Source organism: Actinoallomurus oryzae, from assembly GCF_039541955.1.
GTDB classification, from domain to species: domain Bacteria; phylum Actinomycetota; class Actinomycetes; order Streptosporangiales; family Streptosporangiaceae; genus Actinoallomurus; species Actinoallomurus oryzae.
The window spans coordinates 20,969-38,201 of sequence record NZ_BAABHF010000002.1 but is presented as its reverse complement, the minus strand read 5'-3'; the positions used below and the strand labels follow the sequence as shown (position 1 = coordinate 38,201).

Genomic DNA, 17,233 nt, shown 5'->3' with positions numbered 1-17,233 from the left:
GCCCGGCGCCGAACCGGCCACGCGTACACCCGTGAGCGTCGAGCTGACGCCCGCCGGGCCGCGCCTGTCCTGCGAGCGGCCACGGCGCCCGGACACGCCCCACGCCGTGCTGGTCGAGCCGGCGCTCGTCGGCGTCTGCCGCTCCGACCTGAAGGAGATCGGCGGTCGGCGGCCGGGTCCCAGCCAGTTCGGCCACGAACTCGTGGGGGTCGTGACGCGCAGCTCGACGCCGCGGCTGCCGGTCGGCTCGCGGGTCTGCCTCGACCCGAACGTCCCGCTGCGGCGGGGGACCGGCTTCGCCCGCCGGATGTGGGCGGGCGGGGAGGCCTCCGCGCTCGCGCGGGCGCTGCCGCCGGCCCCGCCGGGAGTCGGCGAACGGCGGCTGGTCTTCGCCGAGCCGCTGGCCTGTGCCGCCCACTGCCTCACGATGACCCGCCGCCACCTCGGCACGGGCGATCTGCGCGGCGCGCGGATCTGCGTGCTGGGCGCGGGCATGGCGGGCGTGCTCATCGCCCGGCTGGCCGAGGCGGACGGCGCCCGCGTGCTGCTGGCCAACCGGGACCGGGACCGGCTGGCGTTCCTCGCCGAGAGGGCCGCCCTGCCCTCCGGCGGCGGCACGCCGCTGTCGGAGGCGCCCGGCGGCGCGTACGACGTCGCGGTGGTCGCGACGAGCTTCGTCCTGCCCGGGCTGCTGGAGCGCGCCCTGGCGTCCGTACGCCGCGGCGGCCTCGTCATGCTGTACGGCGGGACCGCGCCCGGCGACCGGCTGCCGGGCCTGGCCTGCGACCTGGACCGCGTACGGCGTTCCGAACTGGCCGAGCCGGTCGTGTGGCAGGGGCGCCCGGCGCTGGTGGGCGGCAGCTACGGGACGACGCGTGCCGACTTCGAGCACGCGCTGCGCGCGCTGTCCGACACCCCGGACGGCCTCGGCGTCGAGCGGCTCGTCACCGCCGAGGTGTCGCTGCCCGAGCTTCCCGCGACGCTGCGCCGCCTCAGCGAGGGACGGTCGTTCGGCAAGGTCCTGATGCGGCCGTGAGCGCCGGCGAGCCGCCCTCACCGGCCTCCGGGGTCAGGGGAGCGCGAGACGGAGCACGGCGGAGAGCCCGCGAGGCGTGTTCCCGTCGCGCTCGCTCGGGAGCAGGTAGACCGGCAGGCCCGCGCGTACCGCCGCGCCGTCCTTGACCGGGTCGTCGCCGACGTACAGCACGCGGGACGGGTGGGCGCCCAGGCGCTCGCACGCGAGGGCGAACAACGCGGGGTCGGGCTTGGCGACCCCCTGCTCGCAGGAGAGGACGACCGCGCGCAGCGAGGCCAGCGCGCCGACCCGCTCGAAGGCCGGCCGGATGTCCCAGCCGATGTTGCTCAGCACCCCGACGGGCACACCGGCGTCGCGCAGCGCGCCGAGCACCGGAACGGTGTCCGGGTACGGGCTCCAGGCGCCGGGGTCGGTGAGACAGGAGTAGACGACCTCCGTCAGCTCCGGACCGAACGGCCCGGCCTCGGCGATCAGTTTGGTCCAGATCGTCCGGTGCGCCTGCTGGGACAGGTCGCAGCCCTCGCGGGCGGCGAACCCTTCGGGTGAGTCGACGTGGCGCAGGGTGCGCCGGATGACGTCCCCGGCCTCGGACGGACCGAGGGTGACGCCCTGCCGTGCGGCCGCCGTGACCAGCGCCGTCGCGTCGAGGACACCGGTGTCGTCGAACAGCGTCCCGGAGAAGTCGAACAGGACCGCTTCCACACGTTCGCCCGCTGATTCGCCCACGGCGACAGCATAGAGAACCGCGCGTGTCGCACAAGATCCGGACGCCGGACGGCGGCGACGGCGGCCGGACGCCATAACCGACGCGTCGAGGCCGCCCGGATGCCCCTTCTGCGGGTGCCGAAATACTATCCTTGCTCAGGCAACGTCCCCGAGAAAGGAACGATTAGTGGCAACCAGGGTCATCATGGTGGATGATTTCGACGGTCATGACGGCGAGGACGTCGCGAAGCGGGATTTCGAGATCGGCGAGACCACTTACACCATCGATCTCGGTGATGAGAACTTCAAGAAACTGCAAGAGGCGATCGAGGTCCTCAGGCCGTATCTGGAGAAGGCGACCCGGGTGAAGCAGGCGGGCCGGTCTCGTCGGCCCACCGCCGACACGGCCCCTCGCCTGCGCGGATACTCTAACAGTGACGTGCGTGAATGGGCCAGGCAGGAAGGCGTCGAGGTCAGCGCGCGGGGAAAGATCGGTGATGAGGTCTATGAGAAGTTCATAGCGGCTCACCCCGACGCCAACCCGGATGACTGACTGGCCGTGAGAGACTGCAGGAGATATTGAGATGGCACAAGAAACGATCGTTCGGCTCCTCGATGACATCGACGGCAAGCCGGCGGACGAGACGGTGAGCTTTTCACTCGACGGCGTCCCCTACGAAATCGATCTCAGGACGAAAAACGCGGACAAGCTTCGCAAGGTGTTCGCGCCGTACGTTGAGAAGGGGCGCAAGGCGGGCCCTCGCCGCACCGGACGCGGCGGACGCGGCCGCACGGCGCACAACCGTGAGCGGGCTGCCGACATCCGGGGCTGGGCGAAGGAACACGGGATCTCCATCAACGACCGGGGCCGGATCCCCGCGGAGATCGTCCAGGCGTACGAGGCGAAGGACCCCAGCCGGGCCAAGAACCCCGGCGGAAAGGTCCCCCAGACGAAGTTCCAGGCCGCGGGGCGCTGACCGGCCTCGCCGCCGTCCGGCCCGCCCGGCACGATGATCGCCACCGAGCCGCCGCCGGACCGGCCGCCGCCGGGCGGGCCGGGCACCGACTGTCGCGCGTGACCGCGGCGCCACCACAGCGCCGCGGACCCGCCGATGCGGGACCTCGCGCCGCTCACCGCCGACGCCGCGGATCGGGAAGATCCGTTTGAGCGCGATCCGCGGTCACGCGGGTCGTGGCGTACGCCTGCCCGCCATCGGCCGTCCCGAGGCCCTTCAATGGAAGCGCGGTCTTGGGTTCTCACGGTCGTCACAGCGGCCGTTCACGGAAGTCGATGAAGCTCGCGGGGGGTGGGCCTGCCTTCATCGTCCGTGAATCGCAGCGCGCCCTTTGGCCGGGCGGCGGAGAGCGTGCTGATCGGAAAGGCGCTCTCCTCCGTCTGTGCGCGGACCGCGGTACAGATCTGGCTCATCCCGCGCTCTCCCGCGTCGGGATCTTGCGCATACGCTCCCATTGCGGCCCGCACCACGCGGGTGGGGCACTGCGGACGAATATGGCGGACGCCGCCCGGTGCCCGGGGGTCCTCTCGCCGACGTCCTTGCGGCCCTCGCCATCTTCGGTTTCGGGTCTCCTTGCGGGAGCCGAGAATATGTTCACGCGAGAATGCCGGAACGGCGACACCGTTACCCTCACAGCCATCGGGCGGCGCGACCCTGAACCCGGCCGGATCTCGTGCCGTGCCGACATCTGGACGGTGTCAGGAATCACTTACTCCGTGGGGCGTTTCCCGGCCGGACGCCGGCGGTGTTCGTCAGACTTCATGGAGTGGTACTACCTGCGGCTCCACATCACCGTCACACCCACCGACGTGGACGTCCGGCCGTCCCTGGAAGAACTCCTCGGTGCCGGGCGGGCCGGTGAGGCGACGGCCGCTTCCGCGAGCGACGCGCCTCCCGGCGCCGGACTCCTGTCGCGATTCCCCAGTGCCGTCCTGGGCGCCCGTGACGGCTCGGGCGCGCCCTTCCTCGAGGCGGTGAGCGGCGGCTTCCGGGTGGCTCCGCCTCACGAGTGCGAGGTCACCGCCGGTCCGGCGAGCCTGCTGGTGCATCGGCACGACGACAAGCTCGCGGCCATGCGGAACCCGCCCGCGCGGCGAATGAGGCCCGGTCCCCGCCGGGCCGGGGCGACCGGGCCGGGGCGACCGGGGTGTGGTGAACAGGGCGTGGTGAACGGGGTCCGGCCGTGGGTAGGGGCTACCGTGTTGTCGGTGGAAAGGCGGAGGGTCGCATGAGTGCCGATGGGTCCGAATACGTCCGAGATCAGCGTTATCTCACCACGCGTATCACCGCCGACGGGCGGGACGGATATCCCGTCGAGCCCGGACGCTACCGGCTCGTCGTCAGCCGGGCGTGTCCGTGGGCCAATCGCAGCGTCATCGTGCGGCGGCTGCTGGGCCTGGAGCCCGTGCTGTCCATGGGCGTCTGCGGACCCACGCACGACGAGCGGAGCTGGACCTTCGACCTCGATCCCGGCGGCCGGGACCCCGTGCTGAAGATCGAACGGCTCCAGGAGGCCTTCTTCGCGCGCGACCCGGACTACCCGCTCGGGATCACCGTGCCGGCCATCGTCGACATCCCCACGGGCAAGGTCGTGACGAACGACTTCGCCCAGATCACGCTCGACCTGTCCACCGAGTGGAGACGGCACCACCGGCCCGGCGCGCCCGATCTCTACCCCGAGCGACACCGGGACGAGATCGACGCGATCAACGCCGACGTCTACCGCGACGTCAACAACGCCGTGTACGAGGCCGGCTTCGCCAAGGGGCAGGACGCCTACGAACGCGCCTACCACAAGCTGTTCCGGCGCCTCGACATCCTGGAGGAGCGCCTCGCGACCCGCCGTTACCTCGTCGGGGACACCATCACCGAGGCCGACATCCGGCTGTTCACCACGCTCGTCCGCTTCGACGCCGTCTACCACGGGCACTTCAAGTGCAACCGCAGCAAGCTCGCCGAGATGCCGGTGCTGTGGGCGTACGCCCGGGATCTGTTCCAGACCCCCGGATTCGGGGACACCATCGACTTCCCGCAGATCAAGGAGCACTACTACGTCGTCCACCGCGACGTGAACCCCACCGGCGTCGTGCCTCTCGGCCCGGACACCTCCGGCTGGCTCACCCCGCACAACCGGGAGCACCTCGGCGGACGGCCGTTCGGCGACGGGACACCGCCCGGCCCGGTCGCCCATGGCGAGGCCGTCACCCCCATCGGCTGACCCCGCCACCGCCCGCCGGCCTCGGGGCTGCGGATCCGTACGGGCGGTGGTTCTCAGGGGTTCTCAGGCGGTGAGCAGCACGGCGCCCACCGAGCGGCGCTTCTCGATCTCGGCGTGCGCGTCCGCGGCGCGGTCCAGCGGGAAGGTGGCGTGGATGCGCGGTCTGAGGCGGCCGTCCGCCGCCGCGGCCAGGGCGCGCTCGGCGTCGGCGCGCTGCTCGGCCTCCGGCTTGGCGAACACCATGCCGAGCGGGCCCGCCACGGTCAGCCCCCGCCGGGCGATCTCCTGCGCGTCGAGCGACAGCCAGTCACCGGAGGCGAAACCGTACACGCCGAACCTGCCGCGGCCGTCCGCGGCGGCCCGCAGCGCCTGGGCGGCGACCTCGCCGCCGACCGCGTCGAGTACGACGTCCACGCCGCCGCCGGTGAGCCCGCGGACCCGGTCCGGCCAGTCCTCGGTGCCGTAGTCCACGACGTGGTCGGCGCCGAAGTCCTCGACCGCGGCCCGCTTGCCGGCCCCGGCCGCGCCGATCACCGTCGCTCCGCCCGCCTTGGCGAACTGCACCAGCAGCGATCCGATCCGGCCCGCCGCGGCGGTGATCAGCACCGTCTCGCCCTCGCGGACCCGCATGGCGGACAGCATGCCGCTCGCGACCGCGCCGGCCTGGAAGACCGCCAGCGCGGTCGCGAGCGGCATCCCGTCCGGCACCGGGAACGTCCACGCGACCGGCACCAGGGCGCGCTCCGCGTAACCGCCGGCGTTGCCCACGGTGGTGGCCACGACACGGCGGCCGAGCAGCGACCGGTCCGTCCCGGGGCCGACCGCGACGACCTCTCCTCCCACCTCGATGCCGGGCACGTACGGCAGCGGGACCGGATACCGTCCCGACCTGACGATCACATCGCCGTAGCCGACGCCGGCCGTCTCGACGGCCATCACCGCCTGTCCCGCACCGGGCTCCGGCTCCGGCCTCTCATCGACGCCGAGTACCTCCGGCGGCCCGAACGCACGTATTCCGATCACCCGCATGCTCGACTCCTCTTTGTGACACTCTGGTCGAATCGAGACAATCTGTCTCGACCGATCAGTCTTGGCGCGCGGCGCGACCACGACAAGCGTCGATCCTGGGATTCCGTCCCATTCGAGACAAGGAGCCGGAAGTGTCTCAGCCCAACGTGCCGTCCCAGGACAACGTGCGGGTCCGGCGGACGCGCAAGCTGCTGCGCGAGGCGCTCGTGGAGCTGGTCGAGGAGCGCGGCTTCGACCGGATCACGGTCGGGGAGATCACCTCACGGGCGATGGTCAGCCGGGCGGCCTTCTACCGGAACTACCGCGACAAGTACCACCTGGTCGAGCAGATCTTCGACGAGGCGATGGCCGAGCTGCGCGGCACGATGGGCGGCGACGAACGGCCGAGCGGCGAGCGGTGGGTGGGCTTCTTCGAGCACGTGGGCGCCTACCGCCGGCTGTACGGCGCGCTGCTGGGCCGCCGGGGCAGCCCCTGGTTCGCCGACCGGATGCGCGCCGCCCTCGCCGCGATGACCACCGAGCACTTCGCGGACGACGATCCCCGGGCGCTGGTGCCCAGCGTGCTGTCGGCCATGTTCGTGCAGACGATCACCTGGTGGCTGGAGCACGGCCAGGCCATGCCTCCGCGCGAGATCGCGGGACGGTCCGCGCGCCTCGCCGCCGCGGTCATCGCCGAGGCCGACCGCGCGTGAGAGGCCGCCCGGGAACCCGCACGCCGCACCGCAGGACACGGACTCCGGGCGGCCTCTGACCGCGGCCGGGCCGGGGCCGAGCGGCCGCGGTGAATGCTCAGTGCGGCACGTTCAGCGTGTCCAGATTGCTGATCTTCCAACGGCCGCCCTGGCGGACCGCGTCGACGGCGAGCATGGCCGCCGCGTACGTGGTCTGCTTGCCGCTCGTGCGGGTGTTGCGCTGGTCGGCGAAGACGAGCAGGCGGGCGCGGTCGCCCTCGAGCATCTCCACCGCGCTGTCGGTCACCGTCGTGGTCAGGACGAGCTTCTGGGCCGGAGCCTGGGCACGCACCTGGGCGATCATGGTGTCGTACTGGCCGACCGCCTTGCCGGTGAGCAGGCCGTTCTCGGCCTGTTGCGTCCGGCCCGCGTCGGTGTAGTCGTAGGAGAACAGGGTGTTCACCGCGTCGGTCACCTGGCCCGTGACCTCGCTCGTACGGCCGGGATCGGTGAGGGCGACGTTGTGGGCTCCGGCGCGGTCGCGCACCGCGTTCGCCTCCTCGGCGAACCACGCCGCGAGGCCGCCCAGCAGCACCGTCAGGACCCCCAGGGCGACCGGCAGCCGCCGGACCCGGCGCCGGGCCCGGCGCTCACGGGCTGGTTTGGGCGCCTTGTCGTCCTCGGGGGTACGGCGGCGGATGACGAACGGGAGGGAGGGCATGCGGAGGTTCCTCTCGCGAAGGGGGGCGGGCTCAGCCGGCGGTCGTGCCGAGGGGAGCCTGGCCGAGCGCGCTGAGCTTCCAGCCGGACGGCGTACGGGTCAGCTGCGCCCGCATGCGGCTCTGCTTGGTGGCCGGCGATCCGGTCGGCGGCGTGACGGTGATCTGCACGGCGACGATCGCGCCGGCCTTGCCCGCCCGGTCGTCCAGTTCGGTCACGGCGGCGTCGAGGATCTTCGCGCTGGTGACCGTCTTGGCGGTCCGTACCTGCTGGGCGAACTGGGCACGGCCCTGGACGAGCTCCTGGTGCAGGTCGCCGGTCGAGGACGCCTCCCAGGTCGCCAGGCCCTGGTCCACCTTGCGGTAGTCGAGGGTGTTCATGTTCTGCACGCCCTGCTCGGCGGCGCGGAGCACGGCGTCGCGGTCGCGGGAGTAGGCGAGAGAGTCGTCGTGCGCCGCGCCGTACCAGGACCACCCGAAGTACCCCGCGCACGCGGCGGCGGCCACGACGAGCACGGTCGCCACCAGCAGCACCGGATCGGAGATCCGGGGCAGGCGCCGTCGCGACGCCTTCTCCACGGCCTCCCCGTCCGAACCCTCCTCATCCGAACCGCCCCCGGAGTCGCCCTCCTCGGCGCCTTCGCCGTCCTCGCCCTCGGTCTCTCCGGCGTCGGCATCCTCGCGTTCGGTCTCTGCGTCTTCATCCTCTTCGGATGCGGTTTCCTCGGCCCCCGACTCGGCCTCGGTCTCCTCGGACGCCGCCTGCTCAGGTCCGGCCTCCTCGGACGTCGTCTCCGCGGGCTCCGGCTCCTCGGCCTGAGACTCCGTACGCTCGTCGGGCTCCGTGGGCCGTTTCTCGGCTGTGGTCCGTGCCACCTACTGTCACCTTTCCTGGAGCCGTACGGGTTACCGGGCGTGCATGTCGACGATGCGCCAGTGGCCGCCCTGGCGCCGGGCGGTGACCGAGAGCTGGGCCGCCGCCGACATGCCCTTGGGCCGGTCCTTGCGGACGATGACCTGGTCGAGGAAGACCAGGAGCTGCGCCGTGTCGTGAGTGAGCCGCACGACGCCCGCCCGTACGACCCGGGTCCTGACCGTCAGCCGCTCCGCCGCCGCGTGCTGCTTCACCTGGGTGAACAGCGTCCGGTACTCGCTCGCGGCGGTACCGCTCAACACCTCGGCCGCGGCCTGCTCGGTCGTCGCCGTGCTGTCCGGCGTGTACGAGAAGATCTTGGTGAGCCCGTTGCTGACGTCGCCGATGACGACCGAGGTCGCCTCGGTGTCGACGAGCGCCCGGTCGGCGAGCGCCGGATCGTGCCGCGCCCGCACGCTCAGCACCTGCAGTCCGGCCCCGGCCAGCGCGAACAACAGCGTGAACACCACGACGAACACCCGCGGCCGGCGGATCCACCGGCGCCGCGGAGCCTCGGGGTCCGGCTCGGGACCCGCGGCCTCCTCGGCGGCCTTGGGCTCTTCCGCGCTCTTGGGCTTCTCATCTGCCTCGGGCTTCGCGACGGCCTTGGGCTCTTCGGCGGCCCCGGAATCCTCCGCGGCCTCCGGCTCCGCGGTGGCCTCGGGCTCTTCGGTGACCTTGGGCTCTTCGGTGACGCTCAACGACCCTCCTCCTAGGCGCCGACCGGCACGGCGGTGAGCGAGCTGAGCTTCCACTGGGAGCCCGTACGCGCCAGCACGGCGGTGAAGCGCTTGCGTTCCAGGGAGCTGCCGAGCTTGACCTGGACGGTCGCGATGACCTGGGCGGTGCCGGCGTGCGTGTCGAGCTCGGTCACCGCGAGGTCGGTGACGGTGCCCACCGCGGGGGTGCCGGACTTGAGGGCCTTCTGCCGGTCCTGCGCCGACGTACGCCGCAGCGACTCGCGCAGCGTCCCGGTCGAGACGTCCAGCCAGCGGCTCAGCCCGGCGTCGCTCTTGCGCGGGTCCAGGGTGTTGAGGACGGCGATCTCCTGCCGGGCGTCCCGCCGCACCTGGTCGCGTGCCCGCGCGAACGGCACGGACGACGAGTGCGCGCTCTGGTGATAGCTCCAGCCCGACCACCCGCAGAAGATCGCCGCGGCCGCCAGCAGGGCCACTCCGAGGACGCGCATCACCGCTCCAGCCCGAGAAGGTCGCTCATGGAAGCCGGTCCGGCCGGCACCGACGGCAGTCCGAGCGCCCCGGGCAGCGACGCCGAGGCCGCCGACGCCGCCGACGCCGACGTGCCCGGACGCACGGGCGCGGGCACTCCGCCGCCGTACGGGGCGTTGCCCGAGCCGCGTACGTCCACCCCGCTGGAGGCCGGCATCCGGCAGGACGCGGCCGTGTTCAGCGGCGGCCCGGCCGAGGTGTCGAGCCCGTTGCGGTACCTCGTGCCGCCGTACCCCGTCGTGCAGGGGAGCGGGGAGAAGAACGTCAGGGCCATCCCGAAGTTGAGTCCCTTCGAGTCGACCACCGACGCGCCCGCCGCCACCACCTGCGGCAGGCGTACGAGCAGCTCCTGGATGCCGCGCTGGCGGGTGACCGTGAGCTCGGAGGTGGTCGTCAGGTTGGCGAGCAGCACGCTGAGGCTCGGATCGAGGTCGCGCAGGAGCCCGCTGATCTCGGTGGCGGCGACCGGCGCGGTGGTGATCAGCCGCCGCAGGTCGGTGTCGGACGCGTCGAGCTGTCCGGCGAGCAGCCGCGCGCTGCGGGCGAACGACACCAGGGCGGCGCCCTCCTCGCGCTGGGTCCGCAGCACGGTCTGCCCGTCGAAGATCAGCTGGTTGGTCTCGGGCGCGGCGCTGTTGGCGTCCCGGAGGAACTCATCAGAGTTGTCGAGCAGCGTCTGGAGGTTCTCGCCCTGCCCCTGGAACGCCTTGCCGAGTTCGTCCACCACGGTGCGCAGCGAGTCGAGCGGCACCGAGGCGGCCAGGTTGTTGACGTTCGTCAGCACGTTGGTCACGGGCGGCGGCGTCTGCGTGGCGCTACGCGCGATGGTCGCGCCGTCCTTCAGGTACGGGCCGTCGCCGCTCGCCGGCCGCAGGTCGACGTACTCCTCGCCGACCGCGGACAGGTTGGCGACCACGGCCTGCGACGCGGCGGGGATCCGGGGCGCGGAGTCGTCGATGTGCAGATCCGCTCGTACGCCGTCGCCGGTCAGGTGCAGGTCGCCGACCCGGCCGACCGACACACCGCGGTACGTGACGTCGGAGCCGGGGAACAGCCCGCCGGTCTCGGGCAGGTCCATCCGCACGACGTAGTAGCCGCGCAGGCCGACGAAGCGCCCGAGGTCGGCGTACCGGTAGCCGATGTAGCCGATGACGAGCACACCGATGACGAGGAACGCCAGGTTTTTCAGCCGGGTTCCGAGCGTGAGCATCAGCCACCCCCGTTCGGAGAGGAGGACGGCGTCGCCGTCGGCGTCCCCGGTGGCACGGAGCCCGGCGGCGACCCGGGCGTGGACGGAGACGTGACCGGAGACGAGCCCGGAGGCGAGCCCGCCGGCGTGGTCCGCGTTCCGCCGACGGGAGGCAGCGGAAGCGGCACGCTCCCCGCCTTGCGCCGGGACGACTTCGCCTGCCCTTCCTGCCCCGGCACCAGCGGTGGGATGACCTGGGTGCCGGGCAGCGCGGTCACCGACAGGTAGACGTTGAGGTAGTCGCCCTTGACCCCGTTCAGCACCTCGTCGGTGAACGGGTAGGTCAGCAGCACCTGCAGCGACTTCGGCAGGTTCCGCCCGGCGGCGGAGAGGTTGGCCAGCACCGGGGCGAGCGCCTGCAGGTCCGCGACCATGTCCTCCTTGCTCTTGTTGATGGTCGTGACCGCGACGCCGGACAGCTCCTGCAGCGACCGCAGCATCGTGACCAGCGCGCCGCGCTGCTGTTCGAGCACGTCCAGGCCGGGGCCGAGGTCGTCCAGGGCGGTGCCGATCTGCTCCTTGCGGGAGGCGAGCGTGGCGGAGAGCCGGTCGACCGCGTCGATGGCGTCGACGATGTCCTGGCGATGGTCGTTGAAGTTGGCGACGACGGTGTTCAGGTCGCTGAGCAACTGCCTGATCTGGGGTTCGTTGCCGTCGAACGCCTTGTTCAGCTCCTGGGTGATGGTGCGCAGCTGGCTCAGGCCGCCGCCGTTGAGGAGCAGCGACAGCGCGCCGAAGACCTCCTCGATCTCCGGGTCGCGGTCGGTGCGCGTCATCGGGATGACCGCTCCGTCGGCCAGCGTGCCCGAACCACCGCCGGTGGGCGCGCTGAGCTCGATGTACTTCTCGCCGAGCAGGCTCGACTGGGCGAGCCGCGCGTACGCGTTCGCGGGCAGGTGGACCTTGCCGTTGACGAGCATGACGACGTTCGCGGTCCAGCCGTTCCGCGGCAGCGTGATCTTGGAGACCCGGCCGACCGCCACGTCGTTGACCTTCACCGCCGCCTGCGGCACGAGGTCGTGCACGTTGGCGAACTCCGCGGTGACCTTGTACGGGTGGGAGCCGAGGTCCGCGCCGCCCGGCAGCGGCAGTCCGTACACGCCGCCGAAGCCGCCCGAGCCGCAGCCCGCCAGGGAGAGACACACGACCACGACGGCGGCCGGCCGCATCGCGCGCATCATCGGCCTCCGTACACGCCGCCGACCGGCGGTAGCGGGAGCGGCGCCCGGCGCGAGCGCGGCAGGGGTTTCAGGGCGTCGGAGCCCGAGCCGAGCTTGTACTTGACACACAGGTTCTTCATGGACTGGGCCAAACCGGTCATCGAGCAGACCTGGTCGCCGGCGGTCTGCGCGGCCGATTCGGGCGTGAGCGGCCCGCCCATGCTCAGCTCGTTGAGGTCACCGCGGCCGTCGAGCGTCCGGTTTTCCGGGTCGTAGGTGTTCAGGACGTTGTCGGCGGCGAGCGGCACGGTGTCCAGGGCCTCGGCGAGCGACGCGCGCTGGTCCACCAGCGTCTGGGTGATCGTGGCCAGCTTGGTCACGTTGGACTTCAGCCGCGCACGGTTGTCGTGAATGAAGCGCTGAACCTGGCCGAGCGCGGTGGCGAGCTGCTGGAGCGCCGCGCCGAGGTTCTGCCGGTCGTCGGAGAGGAAGCCGGTCACCTGCGAGAGCTGCTGCTCGGCGAGCCGGACCTGCCCGTCGTTGGCCTTGAGCATGGCGGTGAACTTCTGCAGGTTCGTCAGGGTCGAGAACAGGTCGCTCGAAGCACCGGACAACGTCTTGGACGCCTGGCCGAGGTCGCCGACCATGTCACCGAGGTCCTGGCCGTTGCCGCCGAGGTTGGCCGCGCCGGTGTTCAGCAGGTCGGACAGCGCGCCCTTGCGGTTGGCGCCGTTCGGGCCGAGGGCGTTGGCGAGCCGGCTGAGGCTGTCGTAGAGCTGGTCGATCTCCACGGGCGTCGCCGTACGGTTCGCCGGGATCACCGCGTGGTCGGTCAGCCGGGGGCCGGAGGTGTAGGCGGGGGAGAGCTGGATGTAGCGGTCGGCGACGACGCTCGGCGCCACCACGACGGCGATCGCCCCGGCCGGCACGGCCACTCCGTGGTCCACCGTCATCGTCACCCGCACCTGGCGGCCCTGGGGCCGTACCGTGTCGACCCTGCCGACCCGCACGCCGAGGACGCGCAGGTCCGAGCCGGCGTAGACGCCCACGGCCTGGCCGAAGTACGCGGTGATCCTCGTCCCGGCGGGACGTGACAGCAGGTACAGCGCGCCGACGAGGATGACGATGAGCGCGAGCCCGGCGCTCATCACGGCGGGTCGGCGGGCCGGAGCGACCGAGAGTCTGCGCATCATCGACCGTCCTGCTTCGGTGGCATGCATCCGACATCCGGAGGCGTGTTCGGCGGGAGGTAGTTCTTGGGCACGATGCCGCACAGGTAGGCGTCGAACCAGCGGCCGTTGCCGAGCGTGTTGCCGATCAGCCGGTAGTACGGCCCGGCGACGGCGAGCGCGTGGTCGAGGCTGCCCTGGTTGCGCCGCAGCATCGCGGTCACCTGGTCGAGCGCACGCAGCGTCGGGTCGAGCTGCGCCTGGTTGTCCTTGACCAGGCCGCTGAGCTGCGTGGACAGCTGCTGAGTGCCGGTCAGCAACGCGTGGATCGCCAGCCGGCGCCGCGAGATCTCGGCCAGCAGCCGGTTGCCGTCGTGCATGAGCGCGGTGAAGTTGCCGTTCTGCGCGGCCAGAGTCGCGGTGATCTGCTTGGTCCCGGCCAGCAGCCGGGCGAGCTGCGCGTCCCGTGAGGAGATCGTCTTGGACAGCTTCGACAGGCCCTCGATGGCCTGGCGGACGTTCGGCGAGGTGTTCCGGAACGTGTCGGAGATCGTCTGCAGGCTCTTCCCGAGCTGGTCGGTGTCGATCTGCCCCAGCGTGCCGCCGAGCTGCTGGAACGCCTCCGTGACGTCGTACGGGGAGGTCGTGCGGCTGACCGGGATGCGACGTGAGGGCTTCTGCCGCCCGGTGCCGAGCGGGTCGACCGCGAGGTACTTCTCGCCCAGCAGCGTCTTGATCATGATCGAGGCGGTCGAGGCGTTGCCGATCCAGGTGTCCTTGACGCGGAAGCTGACCTTCACCCGTCCGCGGTCGAGGGAGACCCCGGTGACCTTGCCGACCTTCACGCCGGCGACCCGGACCTCGTTGCCGGACCGCAGGCCGGCGGACTCGGTGAAGTCCGCGCTGTAGGTCGTGCCGCCGCCGATGACGGGCAGGTCGTCGGCGGCGTACGCCGCGGTGCCCAGCCCGGCCAGGATCACCAGGCCGACCACGGCGACCTTGACCGGGTTCCGCTCCCGGATCGGCTTCACGACTCACACCTCGATTCGGTGACCGGGATGCCGGTCGGCGGAGGTCCGGGTTTCGGCCCGCCTTCCGAGGCCCACGACACGCCGGAGACGGTGGCCTGGCACATGTAGAGGTTGAGCCACGAGCCGTACGAGGCGAGCCGGGCGATCGTGGTCATCTTCGTCGGCAGCGTCCGTACGAAGCCCTCCACCAGCGGCTGGTCGCGGTTCAGGTTGGACGACAGCCGGCCCAGGTCGCGGATGTCGCGGCGCAGCGGGTCGCGGCTCGGGCCCAGCAGCCCGGCCGTGCTCGTGGTCAGGCCGGAGATCGCGCTGATCGCCTCCCCGATCGGCTTGCGGTCGGAGGCGAAGCCGTGCACGAGCTGTTTCAGCGTCTCGATGAGGCCCTCGAACCGGCTCTCGCGGGAGTTCACGGTCTGCACGACGGTGGTGAGGTTGTCGATCACGCGTCCGATGACCTGGTCCCGGCTGGCGAGCGTCGTGGTCAGCTGGCCGAGCGAGGCGATGAGCTGCTCCATCGTGGTGCCCTCGCCCTGGAACACCTGGATGATCTCGCCGGACAGCTGGTTGACGTCCTTGGGGGACAGGGCCTGGAACAGCGGCTGGAAGCCGTTGAAGAGCTGGGTGAGGTTCAGCGCGGGCGTGGTCCGCTCCACCGGGATCGTCCCGCCCGGCCGCAGGGTGCCGCCGACCGGCCCGACGCCCTGGTCGAGTTCGATGAACCGCTGCCCGACGAGGTTCAGGTACTTGATGGACGCGGTGACCGAGGCGGGCAGCGTACGGCCGGACTCGACGGAGAACGTCACGCGCGCCAGCCGCCGGCCGGTCACGTGGATGCTCTCCACCTCGCCGACGCGTACCCCGGCGATGCGGATGCTGTCCCCGGTGTTCAGGCCGGTGACGTCGGTGAACGTCGCGTGGTAACCGGCGGTCCGGCCCACTCCGGTGCCGGCGATGCTGAGCGCCAGGATCGCGGTGGCCAGCGTGGTGACGACGATGAAGATCGCCGACTTGGCCAGCGGCCCGGCGAGGCTTCGGCGGTTCACTTCACCGTCACCTCCGTTCCCCGGTAGATCGGGCCGACCAGCACGCTGCTCCAGTCGGGCAGGCCCTTGCGCGGTGCGGTCCCGCTCGTGTTCAGCAGGTCGTTGACGAGGTCGTTCTCCCCGGGCGAGTTGGGCACGCCGAGCGCGCCGGCGGCCCCCTCGTACGGCACGGGATAGCAGTGCGGCCCGCCGCCGGCGTTGTAGACGGGCGTGTCACGGCCGGGCACGTACCTGCCCTTCGAGGGGACCACGTGCACGGTGACGTGCATGCCGTGCTGGTCGGTGCCCTTGCCCAGCGCGCGGTCCATCGCGGGGACGAAGTCGCTGAGCGTCTTCAGCGTGCAGGGGAAGGAGGGCGAGTAGCGGGCCAGCGTCTGCAGCACCGGGCGGCTGTCCGCGGACAGCCGGATGATGTTCGCGGAGTTGCCGCGCAGGAAGGCGGTGATGTCTCGCGATGAGTCGGTCATCGAGTCGTAGAGCTCGGCGAGGTTGGCGCGCTGGTCGACGATGGTGCGGCTCGTCGTGGTGAAGTCGGTGAGCGCCTGCAGGATGTCCGGGCTCGCCTGGGAGTACAGGCGCGCGACCCGTACCAGCTCGCTGATGTCGCGGTCGAGCGCGGGCAACTGCGGCTTGAGCGTCTTGAGATAGGAGTCGAAGTCCACCAGGGTCTGGCCGAGCTTGTCGCCGCGGCCCTGCAGCGCCTGGGCCATCGCGGTGAGCGTCGCGGACAGCTTGGCGGGCTGGACGGCGGTCAGCAGGGGCAGGACGTTGTCCAGCACCCGCTCCAGCTCGATGGCGTTGGAGCTGCGGTCCTGCCCGATCACGCTGCCGGCGGCGAGGGCCACCGGCGCGGGGTCGGGCGGCGGGACGAGCGCGACGTACCGCTCGCCGAACAGCGTGGTGGGCAGCATCTGCGCGGTGACGTTCGCCGGAACGTTCTTCAGCGCGCCTGGCTGGAGGGCGAGCCGCAGACGGGCCCCCGACCCGTCCGCGGAGATGTCGCGAACCTCGCCGATGACCTGGCCGCGCATCTTCACGTCGGCGTGCGGGTGCATCTCGTTGCCCACGCTGTCCGTGCGCAGCGTCACCATGGCGACGTCGGTGAAGCGCTTCTGGTAGACCGCGATCGACAGCCACACCAGCAGGCACAGCACGAGCAGGAACGCCAGTCCGGTGAGCCGCCGCCGGGCCTTGACCGCGGCCGAGTCCTCCACACTGATCATCCGGCCACCTTCACCGTCGTGGTGGCGCCCCAGATCGCCAGGCTGAGGAAGAAGTCGGTCAGGCTGATCAGCACGATCGAGGTGCGTACGGCGCGGCCGACGGCGATGCCCACCCCGGCCGGGCCGCCCGACGCGCGGTAGCCGTAGTAACAGTGCGCCAGGATCACCATGACCGAGAAGATCAGCACCTTCCCGAACGACCAGAGCACGTCCACCGAGGACAGGAACTGCCCGAAGTAGTGGTCGTAGGTGCCGGACGACTGCCCGTTGAACAGCACCGTGATCTCGCGCGAGGACAGGTACGAGCTGAGCAGGCCGATGCCGTACAGCGGGATGATCGCCACGGCGCCCGCCGCGATCCGGGTGGTGACCAGGTACGGCAGGCTCGGCACGCCCATGCCCTCCAGCGCGTCGACCTCCTCGTTGATGCGCATAGCGCCGAGCTGGGCGGTGAAGCCGGCCCCGACCGTCGCCGACAGCGCCAGCCCGGCGACCAGCGGCGCGATCTCGCGGGTGTTGAAGTACGCGGAGACGAACCCGGTGAAGGCGGAGGTGCCGATCTGGTTGAGCGCGGCGTACCCCTGCAGGCCCACGACGGTGCCGGTGAACAGCGTCATCGCGATCATCACGCCGATGGTGCCGCCGATGACGCCGAGCGCTCCGCTGCCGAACGTGACCTCCGCGAGCAGGCGGCGGATCTCCCGCAGGTAGCGTCGTAGCGCCCGCGGCGTCCACAGCAGCGCCCGCAGGTAGAAGGTCAGCTGGTCGCCGAGGGTGTCCAGCCAGGACAGCCGGCGGTCGAGATCGAAACGGATCGCCATC

The 17,233-nt window shown here is 71.5% G+C and carries 19 protein-coding genes; 6 read left to right on the top strand and 13 right to left on the bottom strand.

Translation table 11 applies throughout. The features are described 5' to 3' along the window. The first annotated feature begins 31 nt into the window (after positions 1–31). The gene (locus ABEA10_RS00205; protein WP_345455602.1) at positions 32–1,036 is read left to right on the top strand and encodes an alcohol dehydrogenase catalytic domain-containing protein; all 1,005 of its coding nucleotides are present in this window, start codon (positions 32–34) and stop codon (positions 1,034–1,036) included. Between the two features lie 33 nt (positions 1,037–1,069). Here the strand turns inward: ABEA10_RS00205 and ABEA10_RS00200 are convergent, their stop codons facing one another. Further along, the gene (locus ABEA10_RS00200) at positions 1,070–1,762 is read right to left on the bottom strand and encodes an HAD family hydrolase (RefSeq protein ID WP_345455599.1); all 693 of its coding nucleotides are present in this window, start codon (positions 1,760–1,762) and stop codon (positions 1,070–1,072) included. 166 nt (positions 1,763–1,928) lie between these two features. Here ABEA10_RS00200 and ABEA10_RS00195 point away from each other — a divergent pair, with 166 nt between their 5' ends. From ABEA10_RS00195 to ABEA10_RS00180, 4 genes are all read left to right on the top strand, one after another. Continuing rightward, on the top strand, positions 1,929–2,294 hold the full coding sequence (locus ABEA10_RS00195) for a histone-like nucleoid-structuring protein Lsr2 (RefSeq protein ID WP_329236282.1): 366 nt from the start codon (positions 1,929–1,931) through the stop codon (positions 2,292–2,294). A gap of 31 nt (positions 2,295–2,325) precedes the next feature. Next, on the top strand, positions 2,326–2,718 hold the full coding sequence (locus tag ABEA10_RS00190; RefSeq protein WP_425550844.1) for a histone-like nucleoid-structuring protein Lsr2: 393 nt from the start codon (positions 2,326–2,328) through the stop codon (positions 2,716–2,718). Positions 2,719–3,518: 800 nt separating this feature from the next. After that, on the top strand, positions 3,519–3,989 hold the full coding sequence (locus ABEA10_RS00185) for a hypothetical protein (protein WP_345455595.1): 471 nt from the start codon (positions 3,519–3,521) through the stop codon (positions 3,987–3,989). Beyond that, on the top strand, positions 3,986–4,975 hold the full coding sequence (locus ABEA10_RS00180) for a glutathione S-transferase family protein (protein ID WP_345455592.1): 990 nt from the start codon (positions 3,986–3,988) through the stop codon (positions 4,973–4,975). Before ABEA10_RS00185 ends, ABEA10_RS00180 begins: the two co-directional genes overlap by 4 nt. A gap of 63 nt (positions 4,976–5,038) precedes the next feature. Here ABEA10_RS00180 and ABEA10_RS00175 read toward each other — a convergent pair whose 3' ends face one another. Further along, positions 5,039–6,004, bottom strand: coding sequence for a zinc-binding dehydrogenase (locus ABEA10_RS00175; RefSeq protein WP_345455589.1), 966 nt, complete (start codon positions 6,002–6,004; stop codon positions 5,039–5,041). Positions 6,005–6,135: 131 nt separating this feature from the next. Between ABEA10_RS00175 and ABEA10_RS00170 the strand changes: the two genes are divergently transcribed. Beyond that, a complete protein-coding gene (locus tag ABEA10_RS00170) occupies positions 6,136–6,696 on the top strand; it encodes a TetR/AcrR family transcriptional regulator (RefSeq protein ID WP_345455586.1) in 561 nt (186 codons plus the stop codon). A gap of 97 nt (positions 6,697–6,793) precedes the next feature. On the opposite strand, the gene ABEA10_RS00165 is transcribed toward ABEA10_RS00170, so the two are convergent. Genes ABEA10_RS00165 through ABEA10_RS00115 form a run of 11 tightly spaced genes read right to left on the bottom strand, consistent with a single transcriptional unit; the run spans position 6,794 to position 17,232 of the window. After that, positions 6,794–7,396: a hypothetical protein gene (locus tag ABEA10_RS00165; protein WP_345455583.1), complete on the bottom strand. Its 603-nt coding sequence runs from the start codon at positions 7,394–7,396 to the stop codon at positions 6,794–6,796. Positions 7,397–7,427: 31 nt separating this feature from the next. Beyond that, positions 7,428–8,270, bottom strand: a complete 843-nt coding sequence (locus tag ABEA10_RS00160; protein WP_345455580.1) for a hypothetical protein — start codon at positions 8,268–8,270, stop codon at positions 7,428–7,430. A 30-nt stretch (positions 8,271–8,300) separates the two neighbouring features. Beyond that, complete coding sequence (locus ABEA10_RS00155) at positions 8,301–9,008, bottom strand: hypothetical protein (RefSeq protein WP_345455577.1); 708 nt, start codon at positions 9,006–9,008, stop codon at positions 8,301–8,303. Positions 9,009–9,019: 11 nt separating this feature from the next. Beyond that, positions 9,020–9,496 (bottom strand): hypothetical protein, encoded by a 477-nt coding sequence (locus ABEA10_RS00150; RefSeq protein ID WP_345455574.1) that lies wholly within the window; start codon positions 9,494–9,496, stop codon positions 9,020–9,022. Then, positions 9,496–10,746, bottom strand: coding sequence for an MCE family protein (locus tag ABEA10_RS00145; protein WP_345455571.1), 1,251 nt, complete (start codon positions 10,744–10,746; stop codon positions 9,496–9,498). Before ABEA10_RS00145 ends, ABEA10_RS00150 begins: the two co-directional genes overlap by 1 nt. Continuing rightward, complete coding sequence (locus ABEA10_RS00140; protein WP_345455569.1) at positions 10,746–11,963, bottom strand: MCE family protein; 1,218 nt, start codon at positions 11,961–11,963, stop codon at positions 10,746–10,748. Before ABEA10_RS00140 ends, ABEA10_RS00145 begins: the two co-directional genes overlap by 1 nt. Further along, positions 11,963–13,138: an MCE family protein gene (locus tag ABEA10_RS00135; protein WP_345455566.1), complete on the bottom strand. Its 1,176-nt coding sequence runs from the start codon at positions 13,136–13,138 to the stop codon at positions 11,963–11,965. The genes ABEA10_RS00140 and ABEA10_RS00135 overlap by 1 nt, the downstream gene beginning before the upstream one ends. Further along, positions 13,135–14,145: an MCE family protein gene (locus ABEA10_RS00130; RefSeq protein WP_345455563.1), complete on the bottom strand. Its 1,011-nt coding sequence runs from the start codon at positions 14,143–14,145 to the stop codon at positions 13,135–13,137. Before ABEA10_RS00130 ends, ABEA10_RS00135 begins: the two co-directional genes overlap by 4 nt. Further along, a complete protein-coding gene (locus tag ABEA10_RS00125; RefSeq protein ID WP_345455560.1) occupies positions 14,142–15,188 on the bottom strand; it encodes an MCE family protein in 1,047 nt (348 codons plus the stop codon). Before ABEA10_RS00125 ends, ABEA10_RS00130 begins: the two co-directional genes overlap by 4 nt. Beyond that, on the bottom strand, positions 15,185–16,411 hold the full coding sequence (locus ABEA10_RS00120) for an MCE family protein (protein WP_345455557.1): 1,227 nt from the start codon (positions 16,409–16,411) through the stop codon (positions 15,185–15,187). Before ABEA10_RS00120 ends, ABEA10_RS00125 begins: the two co-directional genes overlap by 4 nt. Beyond that, complete coding sequence (locus ABEA10_RS00115; RefSeq protein ID WP_329236256.1) at positions 16,408–17,232, bottom strand: MlaE family ABC transporter permease; 825 nt, start codon at positions 17,230–17,232, stop codon at positions 16,408–16,410. Before ABEA10_RS00115 ends, ABEA10_RS00120 begins: the two co-directional genes overlap by 4 nt. Position 17,233 lies beyond the last annotated feature (1 nt).

Coding starts and splice junctions, on each gene's coding strand:
- ABEA10_RS00190 (WP_425550844.1), top strand. CDS start 2,326: ATGGCACAAGAAACGATCGTTCGGCTCCTCGATGACATCGACGGCAAG.
- ABEA10_RS00185 (WP_345455595.1), top strand. CDS start 3,519: ATGGAGTGGTACTACCTGCGGCTCCACATCACCGTCACACCCACCGAC.
- ABEA10_RS00180 (WP_345455592.1), top strand. CDS start 3,986: ATGAGTGCCGATGGGTCCGAATACGTCCGAGATCAGCGTTATCTCACC.
- ABEA10_RS00175 (WP_345455589.1), bottom strand. CDS start 6,004: ATGCGGGTGATCGGAATACGTGCGTTCGGGCCGCCGGAGGTACTCGGC.
- ABEA10_RS00165 (WP_345455583.1), bottom strand. CDS start 7,396: ATGCCCTCCCTCCCGTTCGTCATCCGCCGCCGTACCCCCGAGGACGAC.
- ABEA10_RS00150 (WP_345455574.1), bottom strand. CDS start 9,496: ATGCGCGTCCTCGGAGTGGCCCTGCTGGCGGCCGCGGCGATCTTCTGC.
- ABEA10_RS00145 (WP_345455571.1), bottom strand. CDS start 10,746: ATGCTCACGCTCGGAACCCGGCTGAAAAACCTGGCGTTCCTCGTCATC.
- ABEA10_RS00140 (WP_345455569.1), bottom strand. CDS start 11,963: ATGCGCGCGATGCGGCCGGCCGCCGTCGTGGTCGTGTGTCTCTCCCTG.
- ABEA10_RS00135 (WP_345455566.1), bottom strand. CDS start 13,138: ATGATGCGCAGACTCTCGGTCGCTCCGGCCCGCCGACCCGCCGTGATG.
- ABEA10_RS00120 (WP_345455557.1), bottom strand. CDS start 16,411: ATGATCAGTGTGGAGGACTCGGCCGCGGTCAAGGCCCGGCGGCGGCTC.
- ABEA10_RS00115 (WP_329236256.1), bottom strand. CDS start 17,232: ATGGCGATCCGTTTCGATCTCGACCGCCGGCTGTCCTGGCTGGACACC.